Raw genomic sequence first — 21,967 nt, 5'->3', positions numbered from 1 at the left:
TTTGAGAAGAAGAGGATATACGCCTGAAAGTATCAGGGAGTTTTGCGAGCGTATTGGCATTGCCAAGCGTGAGAACCTGATCGAGCTGAGCTTATTGGAGTTCTGCATCAGAGAAGATCTTAACAAAAAAGCAAACAGGGTAATGGCGGTATTGGATCCTATAAAGTTGGTTATTACCAATTATCCAGAAGGAAAGGATGAAATTCTGATTGGAGAAAATAATCCTGAAGCAGATGATAAAGGTGGTGTGCGTGAAATTCCATTTAGCAGAGAACTTTGGATAGAACGTGAAGACTTTATGGAAGAACCAGCTAAAAAATGGTTCAGATTGGCACCCGGAGCAATGGTAAGGCTTAAATTTGCTTATATTGTTCAATGTGATAGCTTTGAAAAAGATGCAAATGGTGAAATCAAGACTATTTACTGTACCTATATTCCCGAATCAAAAAGTGGTTCAGATACCAGTGGTATCAATGTAAAAGGTACAATTCACTGGGTAAGTGCAGCTCATGCAAAAACGGCAACTGTTCGTCAGTATGATCGTTTATTTACTGTGGAATCTCCTGATGCGGAAGAAGGTGATTTTAAAGATTACCTAAACCCCAAAAGTATGGAGGTAATTGAAAACATTTACATAGAACCTCATTTGGCTAAAGCCAACCTGAGCGACAGATATCAATTTATTCGTAAAGGATATTTCTGTTTGGATAAAGATTCAACCGCAGAACATCTGGTATTTAACCGGGTGGTTTCATTAAAAGATAGCTGGAAAGGGTAATGGTATTATCGTTTCTTATAAAAAAAGCAGCGGCTATTTAGCCGCTGCTTTTTATCTTTTTACTGATAAGCCGAGTTTAACTATACAAGTTCTTTTTATCTATAAATCCTATCACCTCATCAGGCACTAAGAACCGGATGTTCTTTTTTTGCTTTATGGCATTACGGATAAAAGTAGAAGAGATTTCCATTTGTGGTGTAGTTGTAAAAGTAATGGAAGGATGTGCTTTCCATTCATCAACATTAGCCTCTGGCCTTGGATATACATAAATGCTGTAATCTCTTAGTAACACCTCATAGTTTTTCCATTTTTTAAAAGAAACCAGATTATCGGCTCCCATAATAAGTACAAACTCTTTGTTTGGGTATTTTTCTTTGAGATGGATGAGCGTATCAATGGTATAAGAAGGTTGTGGTAACTTAAATTCTATATCATTTGCTTTTAAATAAGGTGTGTTGGCAATAGCCAGGTTAACCATTTCAAGGCGATCATACATATTGGCTAAGCTACTTTTTTGTTTAAGTGGATTATGGGGAGAAACCACAAACCAAACCTCATCCAGATCACTAAAATTGGCCATATAATTGGCAATAATTAAATGCCCGATGTGTATCGGGTTAAATGAGCCAAAAAACAAGCCAATTTTTTGTCTGGTCTTTTTCATTTAGTTATCCGCCAATAAACTGCCCAACCAACTCTTCTGCTTCTTTGCAGGCAATCTCTAAATCAAAATTCTTTAAGATTACATCAAATTTTTCGGCATATAAGAGCTCTTTTTCTGCTTTTATAAATCTTTCTTGAAGTTTTTCAGGGCTATCTGTACCGCGTCCTACCAAACGTTCTTTTAAAACTTCAAGAGAAGGTGGTTGCACAAAAATAGCTAAGGCACGTTCATTAAATTTTCGTTTAAGTCTTAAACCGCCTTCAACATCAATGTCAAAAATAACATGTTTACCCGAATCCCATATTCTATCTATCTCAGAACGTAAAGTTCCATAGAAGGTTCCACTGTACACTTCTTCAAATTCTACAAACTCCTGATGGGCAATTTTATGTAAGAATTCTTCTTTGCTGATGAAATAATAATCTTTTTCATTAGTTTCATTTCCTCTGAGTTCTCTTGTTGTAGCAGAGATCGAAAAACTTAGCTGAGGAAATTTACTCAACAGGTGCTTTACTATAGTTGTTTTTCCGGCTCCGGATGGGGCAGAGAATATGATGAGTTTGCCTTGCATAATGTGCATTTTGTGTGTGGTATTTTGCGTTTGGCATTTTTGGCCCAACGCTTTTGGCTACAACACGTTCAATAATTGTTCTTTGATTTTTTCTAATTCTTCTTTCATGCCTACAACCAATTGCTGTATTTTAGCATCATTGGCTTTTGCACCCATGGTATTAATTTCCCTTCCTATTTCCTGAGAAATAAAGCCTAATTTTTTACCATTTGCTTCATTGCTTTTAAGGGTAGCCATAAAGTAATCGCAATGACTTTTCAGACGGGTTTGCTCTTCGGTAATATCTAACTTATCTATATAATAGATCAATTCCTGTTCAAATCTGTTCTGATCTATATTGGTTTTGCCAATAGTTTCTTCAAGAAATTGGTTAAGACGTTCTTTAATAAGGGGTACACGTAAAGGCGCAAGTTTTGCTACTTCTTCAAAGTGTTCCAAAATATTTTTTATACGGAGTTCAAGATCAGCCTGTAAAACTTTGCCTTCATCGGCTCTGAACTTGTTAAAGTTAAGAATGGCCTTTTCGAAAGCACTATTTAATGCCTGCCATTCACTTTCACTGGCTTCTTCTTCTGCATATGTAATTACTTCGGGAAAATTGAGTGCAGTTTGTAAAAGATTAGAACTTCCTGCTTTTAGGGTTTCATTGATTTGCTGAAGCTGGGTGTAATAAAGTGTTAGCAATTGCGTGTTGATTTTCGCACCTTTTAAGGTTTCTTCATTTCGCTCAACATTGATACTTACACTCACTTTTCCTCTCTCTATTTCTTTGCTGCAAATATTTCTTAAGTATAACTCCTTCTCAGAAAATGCACGAGGAAGTTTAAGGTTGAGCTCCAGAAACTTTGAGTTCAACGATTTAATCTCTACCAGAAATTTGGTGTTCTGATGTTCGGTAGAGGCCAAGCCAAAGCCTGTCATTGATTTTATCATGTGCAAAGATATAAAAAAAGATAACGCGGTAAATATTTCGTTTTATCATGAGTAGCTTATGTTGTTTCAGACAGCAATGCGTTATACATGATTTGGTAAGTTTTTTCTTTTAAAGCAGGAATATCGCTTTCTGTTAAACCTTCAACTTCTATAGCAGGCAACATAATTGCTTTAATAATCCCAGGTTTTGCTTTTAAAGGATTGGTTCTGGGTAGGAGATTTCTACCGTTTAACATAACAAAAGGCAGTATGGGGGTTTGTGTTTGTATAGCAATTCTGAAGGCTCCATCATAAAACTCAGATAAAGGCTTCTCGCTTTTGTTCATAGTTCCCTCAGGAAAAATCAATATAGACTGACCTGCTGCAATTTCTTCTTTTAAAATCTGGACAGAGTGTGCACGACTTTCTGCGCTGCTGCGGTCTATCATAATCACAATTCTTTTATATATCATGCCAAAAATGGGAACTTTGGTCATTTCTATTTTACCTAGGGCGAAAAAGTGCTGGGGAATACATAGGCATACAGCAACTGCATCTAGATAAGAACCGTGGTTAGACACATAAATATGAGGTCTTTTGTGGTTTATATGATCCTTTCCATGAGTTACTACCCAGAAAAGACTGAGACAACTGAATAGAAAAGCCCATGTTCTTAAGCATATCAAAATAATTTTTTTCCCTGTTAGATCGGGTAATAAAAAAGAAACCAGTAAAACCAGCGGAAAAGCAATAAGCATTAAACTAATAAATATTATTGCGGCATAAAGCAGGTAAATAGCAGAAAAGACTTTTCTCATTAATTAACTTTTTTTAACGTGGCTTAGGTTAAACATTTATTAAGTTTACAGATAAAAATAGTAAACCATGTATAAGTATGCCACCTCTTTTATCTTTTTGTTGATTTTTACGATTAAGGCAGCATTTGCGCAAGAAGAGTTTGTGGTAAACGGGGCAATATTTGAAGCCGGTTCAAAAATCAGAGTAGCTTTGGCAGAAGTTAAGAATAAAAGAACCGGATTTTCTATCGGGAGCAATGATATGGGTATCTTTAGTTTAAAAGCTATTTTGGGAGATACGCTTGAAGTTACCAAAAGAGGGTTTAATGATGCTGTTGTTGTAGTGAACTCCAAAAAGGATATTATTTTAAATCTTAATCGGGGCAACCTATTAAATGAAGTTGTAATTAAGGGTCAAAGTAAAGCCAAAGAGCTGGAGCAGATGAAGCAGGAATTTCGTAATAAAGGAAGTTTTTATAATGGTAAACCCCCATTGTCATTGCTGAATCCCTTTGGTGGTAGCCCACTTACTTTTTTATATGAACTTTTGGGACGAACACCGCGGCAGGCACGCAGGTTTTCACGTCTTTATAATGCAGAAATACAACAAAGCCAAGTAGATCTGATTTACAACAAAGCAGTAATTAATAAATATACAGGTCTTACTGATAAAGAACTGGAAGATTTTATGGTAAAATACAGGCCTGAATATGAACAGGCTAAGCATTGGAATCAATACGATGCCATAAAGTGGATTAATACCTGTTTTAAGCAATATAAAGAAAAAAAGGGGATTAAATAGATAGAGCTTCGCAGGCTTTTTCTGCTGCTAATTTTTCAGCGTTTTTCTTATTGTAATCTCTGCCGGTACCCAAATTCTCCGAATCGATTAATACCTGTACGGTAAACAATCTGGTACTTTCTCCCTCCTGATTTTCTACAACATCAAAAGATATTTCTTTACCGTTGCGTTGGCACCATTCAATTAACCTGCTTTTAAAGTTGGTTTCGGTAATTTCTAAAGTATGTATATCAACATAAGGGTTGATGATACGTTTGATTAGGAAACTTTTTGTAAAATTATAACCCTTGTCTAGGTAAATAGCACCTACCAAAGCCTCAAAGGCATCGCCCAACATAGAATGGTGTTTAGATTGCGGATTAACCGTTTTCTGATCGAAAACAATGAGCTTATCAAAAGCCATTTTTCTGGCCAACTGATTTAGGTTAGCCCTGTTTACAATTTTAGAGCGCATTTCGGTTAAAAAGCCTTCGTCTTTGTAAGGGTAACTTTTAAAAAGCAGTTCGGCCACCACAGATCCCAGTACAGCATCTCCCAAAAATTCTAACCTTTCATTGCTGCTACGGGTACCATTCTTTAATACTTTAGCCACAGACCTATGCCTAAAAGCCATTTTATAAAGACTTACATTTCCGGGAATAAATCCTAAAACGTTTTTCAGCTTTTTAATAAACTCTTTATTGGAAGAGAAATAAAGCTTGTATAGGTTCAGCAAATGCATTAAGTTTTAAGCAAGCAAATTCACAATCAAAGTATAGTATAAATATACAATACAATAATTTTAATCAATACAAATTTGGGCTTTTATTCTTCGTACTTTTTAAAGACTACAGAAGCATTATGTCCGCCAAAACCAAATGTATTACTTAATGCAGCTCTAACAAGACGTTTTTGAGCTTTGTTAAAAGTAAAGTTCAGATTTGGATCAAACTCAGGGTCGTCTGTAAAATGGTTAATTGTAGGAGGAACAATATCGTTTTGTACCGCTAAGATTGCCGCAATAGATTCAACAGCTCCGGCAGCACCTAATAAATGGCCTGTCATTGATTTTGTTGAACTGATATTTAATTTATAGGCATCTTCACCGAACAAATTGACAATCGCTTTGGCTTCTTGTATATCGCCAAGAGGGGTTGAGGTACCGTGAACATTGATGTAATCAATATCACTGGTATTTAACCCTGCATCTTTTAAAGCGTTAGTCATTACCATTTTAGCACCTAAACCTTCAGGATGCGGAGCTGTGATATGATGTGCATCGGCACTCATGCCACCACCTACAATTTCGGCATAGATTTTTGCACCACGTGCTTTGGCATGTTCTAACTCTTCGAGAATGATTGTACCGGCACCTTCTCCGGCCACAAAACCATCGCGGTCTTTATCAAACGGACGTGAAGCCGTTTGTGGGTCATCGTTACGTGTAGAAAGTGCATGCATTGCATTAAAACCACCCATACCTGCTTCGTTAATGATGGCTTCGGAACCACCGCTGATGATTACGTCAGCAATACCCAAGCGGATATAGTTGAATGCATCTATCAGAGCATTGGTTGATGAAGCGCAGGCAGAAACCGTGGCAAAGTTAGGTCCGTGCAATCCATACTTCATTGAAATATGCCCGGGAGCAATATCAATGATCATTTTAGGGATGAAAAAAGGGTTGTACCTAGGGGTTCCATCGCCTTTGGCAAAATTTGAAATTTCATCCAAAAACGTTTTTAACCCGCCAATACCAGCTCCCCAGATTACGCCAATACGATTAGTGTCTAACTTAGAAAAGTCGAACCCACCATCTTTTACGGCTTCCTCTGTAGCAACCAAAGCGTATTGCACAAAAGGATCCAGCTTGCGGGCTTCTTTTTTATCCAGAAAATCTTCTGGATTGAAATTTTTAACCTCGCAGGCAAATTTCGTTTTGAATTTTTCAGTATTAAAGCCTTTGATAGGCGCAGCGCCACTCACACCATTTGTTAATGCCTCCCAAAAATCAGGAACGTTATTCCCAATTGGAGTGAGAGCGCCCAAACCAGTAACTACAACTCTTTTTAATCCCATTTATAAGTATTGTACAGAAAAAGTATTTCTACTTAACGTTTTTTTCTAAATAAGCGATTGCTTGACCAACAGTACCAATTGTTTCTGCTTGATCATCAGGAATTGCTACGTTGAATTCTTTTTCAAATTCCATAATTAGTTCTACAGTATCCAATGAATCTGCACCTAAGTCGTTTGTGAAAGACGCTTCTGGCGTAACTTCACTTTCATCAACTCCTAATTTTTCTACGATAATAGCCTTTACTCTTGAAGCAATATCAGACATAATTTTATAATTTAATGGTTAAATAATTCAGTGCAAAGAAAAATAAAATTCTCGCACTTGCCAAATGTTTTTATTTCTCGGTTAAATTTAAGCTTAAAAAAAGCAAATTAAAATTAGTTTTATATTTTCGTAATTCTAATAAAAAAAATGCTTTGAACAAAACTTATTTAAAACTATCGTTAGATTTAGACTTTGTTCTAATTGCTCTTACGTCGTCTCTAAAAGACTATACATTGTGCCATAAAATTAATACCAGCCTTAATTTTGAATTTGAAAAAATTGAAGATCATGAGGTGTTTTTTAATGTAGATGAGCCTGCTGTTTCTTTTTCTAAATATTACTATGCACAGGAAGATGGCGAAACAGAGTTTTATTTAATTAGCAATAGAAGCTCTGAAGGGTTTCTTGTTCCTGAAATGAATAAAGTAGATTATTTCATAATCATTCATAATTATATTGATAAAGAAGATCTTAATTTTATACTTTCCGGGTTAAATAAACTGCCTGATATCCAGGTGGCTGTGCAGATAGATGTAAAAAAATTAAAGTCTAAAGAAAATTTGGTGATGTAATTTTTACTGTTAGTGTAGCATTTACACTATATTTGAGTTTTAAATAATAGAGCAATCTTAATAAAATCTATAAGTGTAGTGCTATAAAGCAGGTACATTGGGTTTTGTAAAAAAATAATAACAGATGAAACCATATCATTCCAGAACAAAAATTGTTGCAACGTTGGGCCCTGCATCGGCAAAACCTGAAGTTTTATATAGCATGATCAACGCAGGTTTAGATGTTTGTCGGTTAAATTTCTCTCATGGCTCTCAGGAAGATCATCAAAAAGTTATTTCCACAATTAGAACAATTAATAAAAAGCATCAGTACAATGTTGGTATTCTTGCCGATTTACAAGGGCCAAAAATCAGAATAGGGCTAGTTAAAGATGGAGGTATAAATCTGGTAAATGGTGCCAGAACCGTGATTACAACACAGGAATGTATTGGTAACGATGAACGTATTTATATTACTTATGATAATTTTCCTAAAGATGTAAAAGCGGGCGAGATTATTTTATTGGATGACGGTAAGCTACAAATGCGTGTGGTAGAAACCAATTACAAAGATGAAGTAGTATGTGAGGTGGTTCACGGAGGTATTTTAACCTCAAGAAAAGGAGTTAACCTGCCAAATACCAAAGTTTCTATTCCTTCTTTAACTATAGAAGACCGTAAAAATTTAGATTTTGTTTTAGAGCATGATGTAGAATGGATTGGCTTATCTTTTGTGCGTAATGCCAGTGATATTGTTGAACTGAAAGATATTATTAAAGAAAGGGGAAAAACAGCAAGAGTTGTAGCTAAGATTGAAAAGCCTGAAGCTATAGCCAATATTGATGAAATTATAGAAGTTACGGATGCTGTAATGGTTGCCAGAGGTGATTTGGGGGTTGAAATGCCAATGGAAGAAGTCCCTCTGCTTCAGAAAATGATTGTTAAGAAATGTAGAGCTGCTTCTAAACCGGTAATTATTGCTACCCAGATGTTAGAAAGTATGATCACAACGCCACGCCCAACACGTGCAGAGGTAAATGATGTAGCAAATTCTGTGCTTGACGGAGCTGACGCTGTGATGCTGAGCGGTGAAACATCGGTAGGAGAGTTTCCTGTAATCGTTATTGAAACAATGCAGAAAATCATAACGAATATTGAACAGAATAATTATCCTTTTCACTCTGATAAATACCAGAAATCGAATTCGCCAAGCTTTTTAAGCGATTCGGTTTGTAGTTCGGCCTGTTCTCTTTCAAAGCTGGCTAATGCTGCCGGCATTGTTTCGATGACCCAAAGTGGATATACTGCATTTGAAGTTTCAAGTCACAGGCCACAATCGCAGATTTTTATCTTTACAAGTAACGAAAGCCTGTTGAATACGTTAAGTCTGGTTTGGGGGGTAAGAGGGTTTTATTACGATAAGTTTGAAAGTACAGATATTACCATAACTGAGGTGAATGAATTCTTAAAGAAAAAGAAACTGATTAAAAAAGGAGATGTGGTTATCAATACCGCTGCTATTCCATTAGAACGACGCAGTAAGACCAACATGATAAAAGTTACGGTTATTGAATAAATCAATTCAATTAACCCAAGCAGGTTACTTAGAAGGCGTTACAAGGCTGTTAAGCAGTAAATAAGGTCTTTCAGGTAACCTGTTTTCTATTATAAGAAGCTGATATTTACCTCTATCTTTATATTGGATGAAAAGATCATACATTGAATTGCACATTGCAGTTCTTTTAGCCGGTTTTACCGGAATATTTGGGCGTTTGGTAACCTTAAATGCCGTTTTAATTAGCTGGTACAGGATGATGCTGGCCGGAATTATATTGATATTACTGGCACTATTAAGCAAACAAAAATTTAATATTCCTTTAAAAAAGCAAATACAGATTGGGGCAGTAGGGGCTGTGCTGGCTATACATTGGGTGTTTTTTTATGGTAGTATTAAATATGCCAATATTTCTGTAGGTGTGGTCTGTTTTGCGCTAAGCAGCTTTTTTACAGCGGTTTTAGATCCTTTGCTCAGTAAAAGAAGAATCGCTATACAGGAGGTTCTTTTAAGTGGCATTAGTGTTTTGGGAATAGCGCTGATTTTTGGCATAGACTCTACTTATAGATTAGGTATTATATTAGGAATGATTTCTTCAGTATTTTCTGCCATTTATACTATTCTTAATAAAAAACTTGCAGAACAATATACCGGAAAAACGATACAGCTTTACCAAATGACCTGGGGATTTTTAGGTTTTTCTGTGCTGATGCCTTTATTTGCCTTTGTGTTTAAGGTAGAAAGATACTTGCCTACTCTTAAAGACTTGTTCTGGCTATTAATTCTGGTTGTATTTTGTACTATATTAATGTATGTATTTATTTTAAATGCATTGAAGAAAATATCGGCATTTACGGTAAGCTTAAGCTTTAATCTGGAACCTCTTTATACCATTTTCTTGGCCATTATTATTTATCATGAAAATCATGAATTAAGCCTGGCATTTTATGCGGGATTGGTATTTATTGTGCTTTCTGTGGTGTTGCAAATGCTGAGGGTATGGCGTCTTCAATTAAAATCTTCAGAGAATTAACATGTATCATTGTTAATACTTTGGGTATTTAGCGTGCAAACAACGTAACTTTATGTGTGTAAAAACTAATTAAAATGAAGATAAATTTACTTACTGTTGGTTTGGTGCTGTATGGCGTTACTGCTGGGGCACAAAAACTTAAATTAACCGATAAGGATTATCAGCGGGCCGAAGGTTTTATGTCATATAACCTAGATAAATATTATGATGATGCAACGGTTAGACCTAACTGGATAGACAATACTAAATTTTGGTATGTGAACAATGCCAAATCGGGTGCCAGATTTATGTTGTTTGATGTGGCAAAGAAATCAGATGTTCAGGCATTTAATCACGATTTGCTGGCTAAGGCACTAAGCGTATCTACAGGCAAATCTTATACGGCAGTAACCCTTCCATTCAGAAGTATTACCGTTTCATCTGATGGTACGCAGATTGGTTTTATGGCCGAAGGTAAAACCTGGCAGTTTAACAATAAAAACAATGAACTTGTTAGCACTAAAGAAGCTGGTAATGCTATTGCTGAACGCGGACCAGGTAGAAGAGGTGGCTTTGGAGATAATAGCGTAGCGTCTCCGGATGGTAAAAAAGCGGTTTATATTGAAAACTGGAACCTTTGGGTAAGAAACAATGAAACAGGTGCAACCAAACAGCTAACTTTTGATGGCGTTCAGGATTATGGTTATGCAACAGATAATGCGGGTTGGAAAAACAGCGATAGGCCTATTGTAAAATGGTCACCTGATTCTAAAAAAGTGGCTACTTTTCAACAAGATCAACGTCATTTAAAAGATATGTATCTGGTAAGTACAAATGTGGGTTCTCCAACTTTAAAAACATGGAAATACCCATTGCCCGGCGATAAAGAAGTAGCTAAATTAAGAAGAGTGGTGATTGATGTTGAACAGGCTAAAATCATAAACTTGAAAATGCCTTTAGATGTACACCGTAGCTCTTTAAGTGATGACATTGTGGATGGGAGCCAACTGGCAGATGTAGATTGGAACCCTGATGGTAGCGAACTGGCTTTGCTTTCTACTTCGAGAGATCACAAAATTTCTAAACTTAGAATTGCCAATGCTACTACTGGTGAGGTTAGAGAGGTATTTGAAGAAGTGGTTAAAACCCAGTTCGAATCGGGTAGAGGAACAGTTAACTGGCGTTATTTACCTAAGACCAATGAAATTTTATGGTATTCTGAACGTGACGACTGGGGACACATGTACCTTTATGACGCTAAAACCGGTAAACTGAAAAATCAGATTACAAAAGGAAACTGGTTGGTAGGAAGATTACTTAAAGTAGATGAAAAGAACAGACAATTGTATTTTACTGGTTACGGTCGTGAACAGGGCAACCCTTATTTTGCCTATGTATATAAAATTGGCTTTGATGGTAAAGGTTTAACTTTACTTACACCTGATTTGGGTAACCATCAGGCTGTTTTTTCTCCATCAGACAATTATCTTGTAGATACTTATTCGCAACCAAATGTAGCTCCGGTAAGTGTTGTTAGAGATGCAAAAGGCAAGGTTTTACACACCTTTGAAAAGGCTGATCTTTCTAAACTACAGGCCGCAGGCTGGAAAACGCCAGATGTAGTTAATGTAAAAGCCCATGATGGTAAAACAGATATATATGGATTGGTATTTACACCAAGTAAAATGGAGCCTAATAAAAAGTATCCGGTAATCGATTACATTTATCCGGGTCCACAAGGTGGAAGTGTGGGAAGCTGGGCTTTCTCTATTGCGAGAGGCGACCACCAGGCTTTGGCAGAATTAGGCTTTATTGTGGTTTTGATAGAAGGAACCGGAAATCCTTTCCGTTCTAAGAGTTTCCATGATATGAATTACGGTAATATGGCCGAAAATACACTTCCTGATCAAATCACCGCTATTAAGCAACTGGCAGAAAGATACCCTATTGATATTGATAAAGTTGGCATTTGGGGGCATTCAGGTGGTGGTTTTGCTACTGCTGCTGCGCTTTTCCGTTACCCTGATTTCTTTAAAGTGGGTATTTCTGAATCTGGTAACCACGATAACCGTAACTATGAAGATGACTGGGGCGAAAGATACAATGGCTTGATGGAGAATGTAGATTATGCTGCCCAAGCAAACCAAACTTATGCTAAAAATCTAAAAGGTAAGCTAATGTTAGCTCATGGCTTGATGGATAATAATGTACCGCCATACAATACCATGTTGGTGGTCGATGCCTTGATTAAGGCTAATAAAGATTTTGACCTTATTGTTTATCCCCATAGCGCACATGGTTTTGGGCAGTTTAGTCCTTACATGATGCGACGTAGGTGGGATTATTTTGTGAAAAACCTGCTGGATGCAGAACCTCCGCAAAATTATCCTTTAAGAGGTACTGATGTAAAATAAGATATATTTAACCCAAATAAAAGAGGGCTGTTTCGAAGTGCTAAGGAATCTGAAGACTTTAGAAACAGCCTTTTTTCTTTTTATAAAAAGTCCGAATTAGCTTTTCAGTATTATAAAGCCTATCTTTGAAAAAAAGGGATAAAATTTAAATAGCATGATTCTATTTGAAAAAATGTATTTCTTCTCAAATTATAAGGACTTTAATGTTTTTTACCCGGCTGTTCTTTAGTCTGGGATTTCCTTCTATACTTTACTGTTTATTCTAATCCTATATGAGATTTTGCATAAGTCTTATACAGAAGATAATTTTTTAAGCTTTAAACCATGCGTTTCTACACTTTTCATTGGGTATGTGCTACCGACTTTGATGTTTAAGCCTCGGCGTTTGGCTGGGGCATGTTTCAAAAACTGAGAGAAAGAATTATTTAATCAATTTTAAAACATACATCATGAGTACTATTGCAGTAAAAACAAATGAAACACCTATTATTATTACCAGAGGCATTTACGATTTGTTAAAAATCTTTGTCAATAAAAAGAAATTAAGTCGGCACAATGAGCTGAAATTAGATCAGGAATTAAAATATGCTAATCAGGTTCTGAGGAAAGATGTACCTGAAAAAATTGTAGATATCAATAAAAAAGTAAAGGTTAAAGAACTTGAAACAGGGGTAGAATATGAGTATAATTTGGTGGCTCCTCAAAAAGCGAGAAGAAAACACAATACACTCTCTATATTATCACCAATAGGTATTGCTTTATTAGGTTATGAGGAAGGCGCAGAATTGAGCTGGGAAATGCCTGAAGGTGTTAAATTCTATAAAATATTGGAAGTAGCTCCGTTAGCATAAGTTATGTGCCCTTCTTACAGAAGATACTTGGAAGTCATTTTACCAATGGCATATTCTCAGGTATCTTCTGTTCTTTCATCGCTGGCTTTTTTTTGCTCTACATGATCTGCTAGCTTATATCCCTTTTTTATTTCTTTTTTTGGATTTTTAGAATCAATAATTAATAAGATAATCAATGAGATAATTGGGATAAGAAAGGAAATAAAAAACCAGAACCAAAAATTCTTTCCTATACTTTTTGCATAAATACCTGCAACAAGTTGGGGTATCATTAAAAGACTAAGTAGAATTAATTCTGGCATTCCTTAAATTTTCCGCAATTTACATCGCCTAAATTTAAGCGCAAACTCTTATTGTTTTTCTTTGATATCAGCTACAGCTTTAGTACTGACTAATTTATTGTTTTTATTGCCAAAAGCATTTCTGATATAGTTCATCACATCTGCTATTTCATCGTCTTCAAGCCCTGAAGGGGGCATTGCGCCTTTATAAGTTTCGCCGTTTACTTGTATTGTACCCTGTAAGCCAAACTTAATAGCATGGATGGATTTTTCGGGGTACTTAATGAGAAAATCGGCATTTGCCAGAGGAGGAAAGGTTCCTTTTACACCTTGCCCATTGCCTAAATGGCACGTAATGCAGTTTTCGGTATAAATTTGTTTCCCACGATTAATGCTTTTGATCAGTTCATCATTTTGCGATTCCGAAAAAAAAGTTAAGCCATATATGGCTACACAAATAAAACTGATAGCTATTTTCATTGGTCTAAGCTTTAGGTTTAACGCTTACTATAGAACCGGTGTTTTCCAATACTACATAAAGATAACCGTCTGGTCCTTGCTTTACATCTCTTACACGGCCAATTTTATCTAAAATGACTTCTTTTTTTACTACTTTATTGTCTTTGATAGTGAGGTGCTCAAGATTCATAAATTTCAGTGAGCCTACGACCAGGTCGCCTTTCCAGCCTTTAAACTGTTCACCGGTAATAAAGGTCATGCCACAAGGTGCTATGGATGGAGTCCAATGAATTACCGGCTGCTCCATTCCCGGTGCTGCGGTTTTATCAGAGATAATCGAGTTGTCGTAATCTATGCCATAGGTAATTAAAGGCCAGCCGTAATTTTTACCTTTCTCTATAATATTTAGTTCATCACCTCCCTGTGGACCGTGTTCGTGTTCCCAGATTACTTTGGTTACAGGATGTATGACTAATCCCTGAGGGTTACGATGACCATAAGTCCAGATCTCAGGTCTTGCATTTTTCTGATTTACAAAAGGATTATCGACAGGTATTTTCCCGTCTTCGTGCAATCGTACAATTTTGCCTTGGGCTTTAGCTAAGTTTTGTGCTTCTTCTTTTTGTCCTCTTTCACCTAAAGAAAGATAAACATAACCTTTTCCATCAAAAAGAATACGTCCGCCAAAATGTATGTTTGCTTTTACATTAGGCTGGGCTTTGTATAAATGCTCTATATTGGTAAGAGCATGCCCATTAATTTTAGCTCTGATCAGTTCTGTATTGGCCCCGTTGTCATCGCCCGTTTCATTGTCTTTTTTAGGCGAGGCGAAGCTCAAGTAAATCCAACCATTTTCTTTATAATTAGGGTGTAAGACAATATCCAGTAAACCACCCTGTCCGCGGTAATAAACTTTTGGAATTCCGGTAATTTCCTGTGGATCTAAAATGCCATCTTTTATGAGGCGTAATTTTCCGCCACGTTCAGTAACCAGGATATTCCCGTCGGGTAAGAATGCCATTGCCCAAGGCATATTAAGGCCACTAACTATAGTTTTTACCTCAAATTCGGGAGGATTATTGGGGTTTTGCGGTTTGTTGATACAACTGATCAAAAATAAGCCAAAGCTTAATGTAATTAAAACAACCAGTATTTTATACTGTTTTTTGAATAGATAAATAAGGAGTTTCATAGTAATGACTTTACTTAAAAGTAAGGAAAAAACATGAAACTCGCTTAATGATAGTGGATTAGTTACAATGAGATGTCGCTTTTAAGCAAACCGTAAATCTCACTATCTAAAAATTTACCATTGAAATAGTAATTCTCTCTAAAATAGGCTTCTTTAATAAAACCATGTTTCAATAACAATGCTCTTGATGCATCGTTGCCAGGGTTAATATTGGCATTTATACTGTGAAGATTGATTTCGTTAAAGCCAAAATCTATCGTGGCTTTGAGCGCTTCGCTGATGATGCCTTTGCGCCAGTAACCGGGATGTAGCATATAACCGATTTCGGCACGGTGGTTAGGTAAATCTGTTCGCCAATAGCCAATAGAGCCGATCATTTGTTGGGGTGATTCTTTTAAAGCAATAACCCAAGCTAAGCTCTGTCCCTGCTTAAAATCCTGATTAAGCCTACGGATAAAGGCATAAATATCATCTATCGTTTTAGGTCTTTCTCTGTCAATATAGCGCATTACTTCTTCGTTTTGGCGCATATCAAACAAAACTTTTGCATCATCAATATGGTGTTCTCTTAAAATCAAACGCTCTGTTTCCAGAACTGGAAAGGGGCTTAAGGATAGTTCTAACATATGTAAGATTATTAATCAACGGTTGGGAATAAAATCACTCCCAACTGTTAAAATTGGTCTATTCTATTTTAAATCTTTCATGATTTCTGCAATGGCTCTTTCCAGCTGAGGATCGCGACCAGTTAAACGGTCTTCGAAAGTGTTTTTTACATAAATATCTGGCGAGACTCCTTCTTTTTCAAGATTTTTGCCATCCATGGTATAACAGCCCCATGAAGGCAGGCGATAAGAAGAGCCATCAACCAAACCTTTTGCAGAAGTGAAGATGATCCAACGGTAAGTTTCTGTACCTATTATTTTGCCTAATTTAAGCTGTTTAAATCCTGCGGCGGTCATTTCCGCATCGCTTAACGATTGCTCATTGATCAATAATACAATAGGTTTAGCAGCCGGAGCAAAATTGCTTTGAGGTGAAACGGCTCCGCCTCTGTATTTCCATTTCAGGTACGGACGTTGCGATAAAAAACGCAGTACTTCATCATGCACATTACCACCGGTATTGTACCTTAAGTCCAAAATAACCGCATCTTTATTATTTTCTTGCTCTACCATATCCAGTAAGAAGGTTTCTAATTCGCCTTTACTCATGTTTTTCATGTATGAATAAGCAATACGGTTCTTACCCCATTCTTCTACATTTTTACGGTTATTGGCAATCCATTCATCATACAAGTTTGATTTTAATGCACTAGAACTTTGCGGATGGATGTTTACATCTACCGGTTTACCATTACGTAAAAAGGTTAAGCTCATTTCTTTATCTAAAGAAGGTTTGGTAAAGTAATAATCTCTGTCTGTTGCCGCATCTACTTTAACACCGTTTACATGGGTTAATACATCTCCCTTGGTAATTTTATCTTTTAATAGCGCTGCGTTGCTTTTAGCAACAATACGTTCTACCTGATAGGGGTTTTCATTACTGAAAATAATACCTGTTTCGCTGGTCGCGTAATTCAAGCTTTTACGTTCTTCATTTCCAAAACTATTAAAGCCCATGTGCGAAGAATTTAATTCGCCCAACATGTCATTTAGCAGGATGCGTAAATCTGTACGGTTGTTAAGATAAGGTAAATAAGCAGAATATCTTTTTTTCATTTTCTCCCAATCTATACCATGGAACTTTTCATCATAGAAGTTTTCATCTAAACCTACCCAAGTTTCATAGAACATTTGGTTAAATTCTGCATTCAGGTTTTTAGTGAATTTATAGGTGTGATCTACTCTGTCTAATTTATTGGCATCGATATTATACTTGCTGATGGCACCGCGGGCTATCACAAAATACTTACCGCCAACTTCTGTAATACCAAAACCACCTTCGGTAACTTTCTCTGTTTTATTGTTCTCAAAAGGTTCTATAACCGTTCTGTAGGTAGACATTGGTAAACCTTCATGACTGGATGTATAAAACACATAAGTTTTATCGCCTTTAGCTATTACATCGGTAAGATATTGTGTGCCAAATGGCGGACTTACCAATTCTATGCGGTCTAAAATACGTTGCGTATTAATGGTTATCAGTTTTGTAGCTGGTTTTTCTTCTGTCTTTTTCTTTGCAGTATCGGTGGCCTTTTTATCTTCTTTTGCCGGTGTAGTTTCTTTTGGTGTTACAGGAGGATTTTCTTTAAACAATTCATCAAATTTATCTGAGCGATAAGGCGTATCATAGTAATCTAATGCCATGCGATAAACATGGGCATCTTCCATACCAAGTGGATAAGAAGGTTTTGTGCGTGAGCTGGTAAAGTAAATGTAACGTCCATCTGGCGACCAGATTGGACCTGCTTCACTAACTCCTGTGTTGGTAAGATTAACAGTTTTATTGGCTTTAATATCGTGTACAAAGATATCTTGTTCAAAGTTTCTGTAAGCTGTAAATAGCAGATATTGGTCATTAGGAGAGAAGCTAGGCGAAGAGTTCTGAACAGCCCAGAATTCATCTCTTACAAGGGTTTTGCTCTGGAATGTTTTTAAATCCATGATGCGTAGCTCGTTACGCCCACTTAAGTATACGGCTTGTGTTCTGGCTTTGTTTAAACTAATGTCGTGGTTGTTGGCTTTGTCGTTGGTTAATTGCTTTGGAGCAGATTTACCATCACCTGTAATGGTAAACCAGTTTTGATAACCTTCTGTGGTTTGGTTAAACAAGATAGTTTTGTTATCGGCTAGCCATTTGAGCTCTAAAGCACGTTCACCACTATTGCTGATCTTACGAATAAATTTTCCATCTACATCACTTACAAAGAGCTCTCCTCTTGAAATGAAAGCCATCTTTTTACCATCGGGCGAAACATCGAAATTGGAAATATTTGCTCTTACCTCGTACTCTTGGTCTTTGGCAAGGATTTGATTTCTAAAAGTAGAGATATCCACTTTTTCTGCTTTTTTGCTGGCTACATCGTATGTATATAACTGATAATCTTTTTCAAAAACTATGGTATTTCCATTGGCAGCTACAAAAGGTCTTTTAATGGAGGTATCGAACTTAGTAAGTGCCGTTTTTTTACCATTTACAAAAGTGTAAAGATTGTATTCGTCATTAGCTTCATCAGAAACAAAATAGATATTGCCTTTTTGATCTATTGTTGTCCAGAAATCTTTCCCTATATAATCTGTATAACGTTTGTAAGCTTTGGTTTTAGGATTGTACGATTGAATATCGGGATTAAATGCGCCCTTGTAACGTTTACGGTTGGTAAAATTCCTGCTTTCCCAAGTGTCATTGAAAAAGAGACTACCATCCGGAGCTTCTGCAATGTTGTGCGTGGTGTTAAAGTAGTTGTCAAATAAACGAATTGCTGTACCACCGTTGATGTTTACTTTATAGCTGGAGTAATTATTGTACCTGCTCGATGTGAAATAAATTGTTTTAGAATCCCAGCCCCAATTGTCCACTTCGTCTGTGGCATCATTAAAAGTCAATTGTTTGATGTCGCCTCCACCCATAGGCATTACATATACATCAAAATTTCCATACTGGTTAGAAGAGAAAGCCAACCATTTTCCGTCAGGAGAGATTTTGGGGTTAATCTCTTCGCCCTGCATAGCTGTAATGCGTGAGGCCAGTCCGCCTTTTACAGGTACTTTCCAGATATCGCCATCGTAACTAAATACAATAGTTTGCCCATCTGGCGATAGAGCAGGATAAGAAGCAAAATAAGTTTGTTTTTGTGCATATGTTAATGCAGGGAGCAGTAAAAGTAAGCCCGTAATGCTGCTCCATATCTTTTTAATCTTCATGTTTTAATTATGGTTGGTTTAATATTGTGAACGAGGTTCTTACAAACCTAAAAAATATCTTATATTTTTATTGGTTAAACAATGTTTTGTATATAGAATATTGGTAGTTGTCTGGCACAGCACTAACCCTGAATGGTATATTCAAGTCAAATAATTCCTGTAGCTTTAATTGTAAGTTAGCTAAAAAATCTGCTTTTGTTTCTGCAAGATATTCATGTTTAAGCGTTTGCCTGCCGCTTTTAAAATGTACATTACCATCGCTCATGGTTCTTACTACATACAGATTGGGTTCAACATCTTTTATACCCGATTGTATTTCAAAAGCATAGGTGTATAACAAAGTTTGGATCAGGGCTTTATTAATATGTTTGTCATCTGTATCAAAAAGCTTATCAATGGAACCATAACTTAATTTATCTTTACCTGTTTTGTAATCAATTATCCTAACGATACCCTCTTTTTCATCAACCCGGTCAACAATGCCATAGATTTTTATGCTTTCCTGCTTACCCTTTAATTCGAAAGGAATTTCTACACTAATTTTGTATTCCAGATCAATGATTTTAAAAGGTGCCTCATTTTCATCCCTATTGAGGATGATATTGGCATAAGCATCTACTATGGCCATAACCACTTCTTGCATACCCGAAAATTCACGGGTGTTTATCGGCAGTTTTCTGATTTCGCAAAATGCTGAATTAATTATAGCTCTTAGATTTTTACGCTGCTCATGAATTTGTACCTTACTTACCTGTAAACCTTTAAATGGTTCATAAAACTTTTCCATTACCAGATGTAAAATAGTACCCAATTCATTAGCTTCTATATTCCCCGTAACTTCCTGTGGTTCTTTAATGCCTGCTATGTAGTTAAAAAAGAAGTCTACAGGATTGGCTATATAAGTAGAAAGTGCAGAAGGAGAGATGGTTTTCTGCTTGGTTAAGAATTGGTTGAGGGCCTCAACTATTTGAGGATTATTTTTATTGATTTCAAGATCTTTTCTTTGTTCTGTAGAAATACTTAAATCAAGCTCATAATAGTTGAAATCATAGCCACTTTCATAAGCTAATTGTTTTAATATTCTACTGGCTTCTCCGGTTGTAGTTTCATCTGTTAAAGCATTATAGACAAAATTTATATTTTTTGACCTTTGTAATAGGCGATATACCATGTAAGAAGAAATTGCATCTAAATTTTCTAATACAGGTAAGCCGAAAACGCGTCTGATACTATCGGGAATAAAACTACTGCCAATTGAAGTTTTAGGGATAATCCCTTCATTAAAACCTAAGAAAACAATTTTATCAAAATTCAGGTTCCGGGTTTCTAATAAGCCCATAAGCTGTATGCCATTTAACGGATCGCCACTTAAAGGCACGCTGATACTTTGTAAGGCCTTTTGAATAAGAGTAATTACAAACTCAGGTTCTTCATTCGCTAGGTATGGAGTTATAGTATCATTTAAACGGTTTAACTCTTGTATGGTCTTTACCAATAATTCTGCATCTATTTTTTTTAAGGTTTGCCGATTTGATAAGCGTTGCAGAAGAAAATCCATCACATCTAATAATTGTGGTATAAGCTGTGAAGATTTTTCTACTCGGGTATAAAACTTTTCAAAAATGCCTTTTTGGTTGAGTAAACGCTGGCTATCCACCTTAACAGCATTTTCTTCTAGTAATTTTTTTAGGATTTTGTTTTTATTGGCCTGGGTTATTCCTGTTAAAGGATGGCTTAAAAAAGCTTCTATATTCTCATATCCTACCTTGCTTTTGTTATCTTTTGATCTGAGCTCCAGTTGTGTGCTGAGCCAAAGATCTGCAAGCCCATAAACTGTAGAGATATTCAAGGGGAATCCCATAGTTACGTTTAGATCAACCGCATGGCCTTTAAAATTTATAGGGATAGTCTGCAATGCGGGTATTAATAATGACTCATCAGCTAAAATTACAGCTGTAGTACCTACTTCTTCGTTTTTTAAATAGTCATTTTCAAGGATATTATTTAGAATTTTGGCCTGAGCAGCCTGCCCTTGTACCTGATAAACATTTACAGGTCTGCTTTCTGCTTTCAGGTAGCTTATTTCGTTATCAAATTCATTTTTGAGTTGAAGTTGTTCAATATTCTTACGCAAGAACAACCCCGCTTCCTGTAAGGGATCGTTCAGGTAATAACTATCTGTGTCAAAATAGAAAATAGCCTTTCCGCTTTCCTGTAATTGGGTAAATAATTTAGCTTCGGCCTTACTTAGTGCATTAAAGCCTACAAATACGATTTTACCTTTTTCAAAGTCTTTGATAAAATCTATTTCGCCAATATTTGTGCTGGCTAAATACCTGTATGCACCGGCGTTGGTGATGCAATGCTTTTCTTTTAACCTTTGATGGAATAGGTGATACAATTTAGGCATCCGTCGCCACATTTGTATAAACAATTCCTGTTGGCGCTTATGCCTGCCTTCTGAGTACGATTGCCAGAACTGTGAAAGAAACTGATATTGTTCTGTAGTGAGGTAATCGAATTCTAAATTGATTTTAGAAATGTCTTCCAGTTCACGGTATAGTTTGTTGGCATCAACCAGATCATTATCTATTTGACTGAAATCGCTTAAGATAATCTTAGCCAATGGAAAAAAGTGACTGCTTTTTAATGCTTGTAAGCCTTCTTCTTTAAGTAATTGATTATAAATTTCAAGTAGAGTGAAGAACTGTAGATAGAAATCAGCTATTTTTTCTGGTACAGCAGCAGAAAAAAACTCTTGTATTGTGTATATTTTAGGGCTGAAAAATGGCTTTTGAATAATATCAGCCAAATATTTCTGGATATAAGTAGCAGGACGTTTGTTGTTAAATACTATAGCGCAGTGCTGTATATCCAAACCAAATTTGTTATAGAGATCTTGGGCAACTTCTTTTAAAAATGGACTCATGATATTATTG

At 36.2% G+C, this 21,967-nt stretch carries 19 protein-coding genes and 1 pseudogene; 7 read left to right on the top strand and 13 right to left on the bottom strand.

What is annotated here, in order from left to right; all coding sequences use genetic code 11:
- A pseudogene (locus tag ACLHG9_RS04895) lies at positions 1-778 on the top strand (glutamine--tRNA ligase); the annotation flags it as partial.
- A 76-nt stretch (positions 779-854) separates the two neighbouring features.
- Here the strand turns inward: ACLHG9_RS04895 and nadD are convergent.
- From nadD to ACLHG9_RS04875, 4 genes are all read right to left on the bottom strand, one after another.
- Positions 855-1,442, bottom strand: a complete 588-nt coding sequence (gene nadD, locus ACLHG9_RS04890; protein WP_410220398.1) for a nicotinate (nicotinamide) nucleotide adenylyltransferase — start codon at positions 1,440-1,442, stop codon at positions 855-857.
- 4 nt (positions 1,443-1,446) lie between these two features.
- Positions 1,447-2,013, bottom strand: a complete 567-nt coding sequence (gmk, locus tag ACLHG9_RS04885) for a guanylate kinase (protein WP_410220397.1) — start codon at positions 2,011-2,013, stop codon at positions 1,447-1,449.
- 57 nt (positions 2,014-2,070) lie between these two features.
- Complete coding sequence (locus ACLHG9_RS04880) at positions 2,071-2,934, bottom strand: YicC/YloC family endoribonuclease (protein WP_410220403.1); 864 nt, start codon at positions 2,932-2,934, stop codon at positions 2,071-2,073.
- A 68-nt stretch (positions 2,935-3,002) separates the two neighbouring features.
- Positions 3,003-3,743, bottom strand: a complete 741-nt coding sequence (locus ACLHG9_RS04875; RefSeq protein WP_410220396.1) for a lysophospholipid acyltransferase family protein — start codon at positions 3,741-3,743, stop codon at positions 3,003-3,005.
- A 67-nt stretch (positions 3,744-3,810) separates the two neighbouring features.
- On the opposite strand from ACLHG9_RS04875, the gene ACLHG9_RS04870 reads away from it, so the two are divergent.
- Positions 3,811-4,524, top strand: coding sequence for a hypothetical protein (locus ACLHG9_RS04870; RefSeq protein WP_410220395.1), 714 nt, complete (start codon positions 3,811-3,813; stop codon positions 4,522-4,524).
- Here the strand turns inward: ACLHG9_RS04870 and rnc are convergent.
- The 3 genes from rnc to ACLHG9_RS04855 form a co-directional block, all read right to left on the bottom strand.
- Positions 4,517-5,245 carry a ribonuclease III gene (gene rnc / locus ACLHG9_RS04865; RefSeq protein ID WP_410220394.1) on the bottom strand — a complete coding sequence of 243 codons (729 nt, stop codon included), beginning with the start codon at positions 5,243-5,245 and terminating at the stop codon, positions 4,517-4,519. The genes ACLHG9_RS04870 and rnc overlap by 8 nt on opposite strands.
- A gap of 83 nt (positions 5,246-5,328) precedes the next feature.
- A complete protein-coding gene (gene fabF / locus ACLHG9_RS04860) occupies positions 5,329-6,582 on the bottom strand; it encodes a beta-ketoacyl-ACP synthase II (RefSeq protein ID WP_243359867.1) in 1,254 nt (417 codons plus the stop codon).
- A 28-nt stretch (positions 6,583-6,610) separates the two neighbouring features.
- Positions 6,611-6,847 carry an acyl carrier protein gene (locus ACLHG9_RS04855; RefSeq protein WP_008508386.1) on the bottom strand — a complete coding sequence of 79 codons (237 nt, stop codon included), beginning with the start codon at positions 6,845-6,847 and terminating at the stop codon, positions 6,611-6,613.
- A 152-nt stretch (positions 6,848-6,999) separates the two neighbouring features.
- Between ACLHG9_RS04855 and ACLHG9_RS04850 the strand changes: the two genes are divergently transcribed.
- The 5 genes from ACLHG9_RS04850 (at position 7,000) to ACLHG9_RS04830 (ending at position 13,230) form a co-directional block, all read left to right on the top strand.
- On the top strand, positions 7,000-7,419 hold the full coding sequence (locus ACLHG9_RS04850) for an IPExxxVDY family protein (protein WP_410220393.1): 420 nt from the start codon (positions 7,000-7,002) through the stop codon (positions 7,417-7,419).
- Between the two features lie 124 nt (positions 7,420-7,543).
- Entirely contained in the window at positions 7,544-8,974 is a 1,431-nt protein-coding gene (pyk, locus tag ACLHG9_RS04845) for a pyruvate kinase (protein ID WP_410220392.1), read from the top strand.
- Between the two features lie 127 nt (positions 8,975-9,101).
- Positions 9,102-9,986 (top strand): DMT family transporter, encoded by an 885-nt coding sequence (locus tag ACLHG9_RS04840; protein ID WP_410220391.1) that lies wholly within the window; start codon positions 9,102-9,104, stop codon positions 9,984-9,986.
- 74 nt (positions 9,987-10,060) lie between these two features.
- Positions 10,061-12,379 (top strand): DPP IV N-terminal domain-containing protein, encoded by a 2,319-nt coding sequence (locus ACLHG9_RS04835; protein WP_410220390.1) that lies wholly within the window; start codon positions 10,061-10,063, stop codon positions 12,377-12,379.
- Positions 12,380-12,828: 449 nt separating this feature from the next.
- The gene (locus ACLHG9_RS04830) at positions 12,829-13,230 is read left to right on the top strand and encodes a GreA/GreB family elongation factor (RefSeq protein ID WP_410220389.1); all 402 of its coding nucleotides are present in this window, start codon (positions 12,829-12,831) and stop codon (positions 13,228-13,230) included.
- 56 nt (positions 13,231-13,286) lie between these two features.
- On the opposite strand, the gene ACLHG9_RS04825 is transcribed toward ACLHG9_RS04830, so the two are convergent.
- From ACLHG9_RS04825 to ACLHG9_RS04800, 6 genes are all read right to left on the bottom strand, one after another.
- Entirely contained in the window at positions 13,287-13,532 is a 246-nt protein-coding gene (locus ACLHG9_RS04825) for a hypothetical protein (protein WP_410220388.1), read from the bottom strand.
- A 48-nt stretch (positions 13,533-13,580) separates the two neighbouring features.
- Positions 13,581-13,991 (bottom strand): c-type cytochrome, encoded by a 411-nt coding sequence (locus ACLHG9_RS04820; protein ID WP_410220387.1) that lies wholly within the window; start codon positions 13,989-13,991, stop codon positions 13,581-13,583.
- Positions 13,992-13,995: 4 nt separating this feature from the next.
- Positions 13,996-15,162, bottom strand: coding sequence for a PQQ-dependent sugar dehydrogenase (locus ACLHG9_RS04815; protein ID WP_410220386.1), 1,167 nt, complete (start codon positions 15,160-15,162; stop codon positions 13,996-13,998).
- 62 nt (positions 15,163-15,224) lie between these two features.
- A complete protein-coding gene (locus ACLHG9_RS04810) occupies positions 15,225-15,788 on the bottom strand; it encodes a GNAT family N-acetyltransferase (protein WP_410220385.1) in 564 nt (187 codons plus the stop codon).
- Between the two features lie 63 nt (positions 15,789-15,851).
- Positions 15,852-19,028, bottom strand: coding sequence for a S41 family peptidase (locus ACLHG9_RS04805; protein WP_410220384.1), 3,177 nt, complete (start codon positions 19,026-19,028; stop codon positions 15,852-15,854).
- A gap of 67 nt (positions 19,029-19,095) precedes the next feature.
- On the bottom strand, positions 19,096-21,957 hold the full coding sequence (locus ACLHG9_RS04800) for a PD-(D/E)XK nuclease family protein (RefSeq protein ID WP_410220383.1): 2,862 nt from the start codon (positions 21,955-21,957) through the stop codon (positions 19,096-19,098).
- Positions 21,958-21,967: the final 10 nt, after the last annotated feature.

The organism is Pedobacter sp. (assembly GCF_046462515.1).
Taxonomy (GTDB): Bacteria; Bacteroidota; Bacteroidia; order Sphingobacteriales; family Sphingobacteriaceae; genus Pedobacter.
The sequence above is the reverse complement of the archived record's forward strand: the minus strand, read 5'-3'. Positions and strand labels throughout refer to the sequence as shown.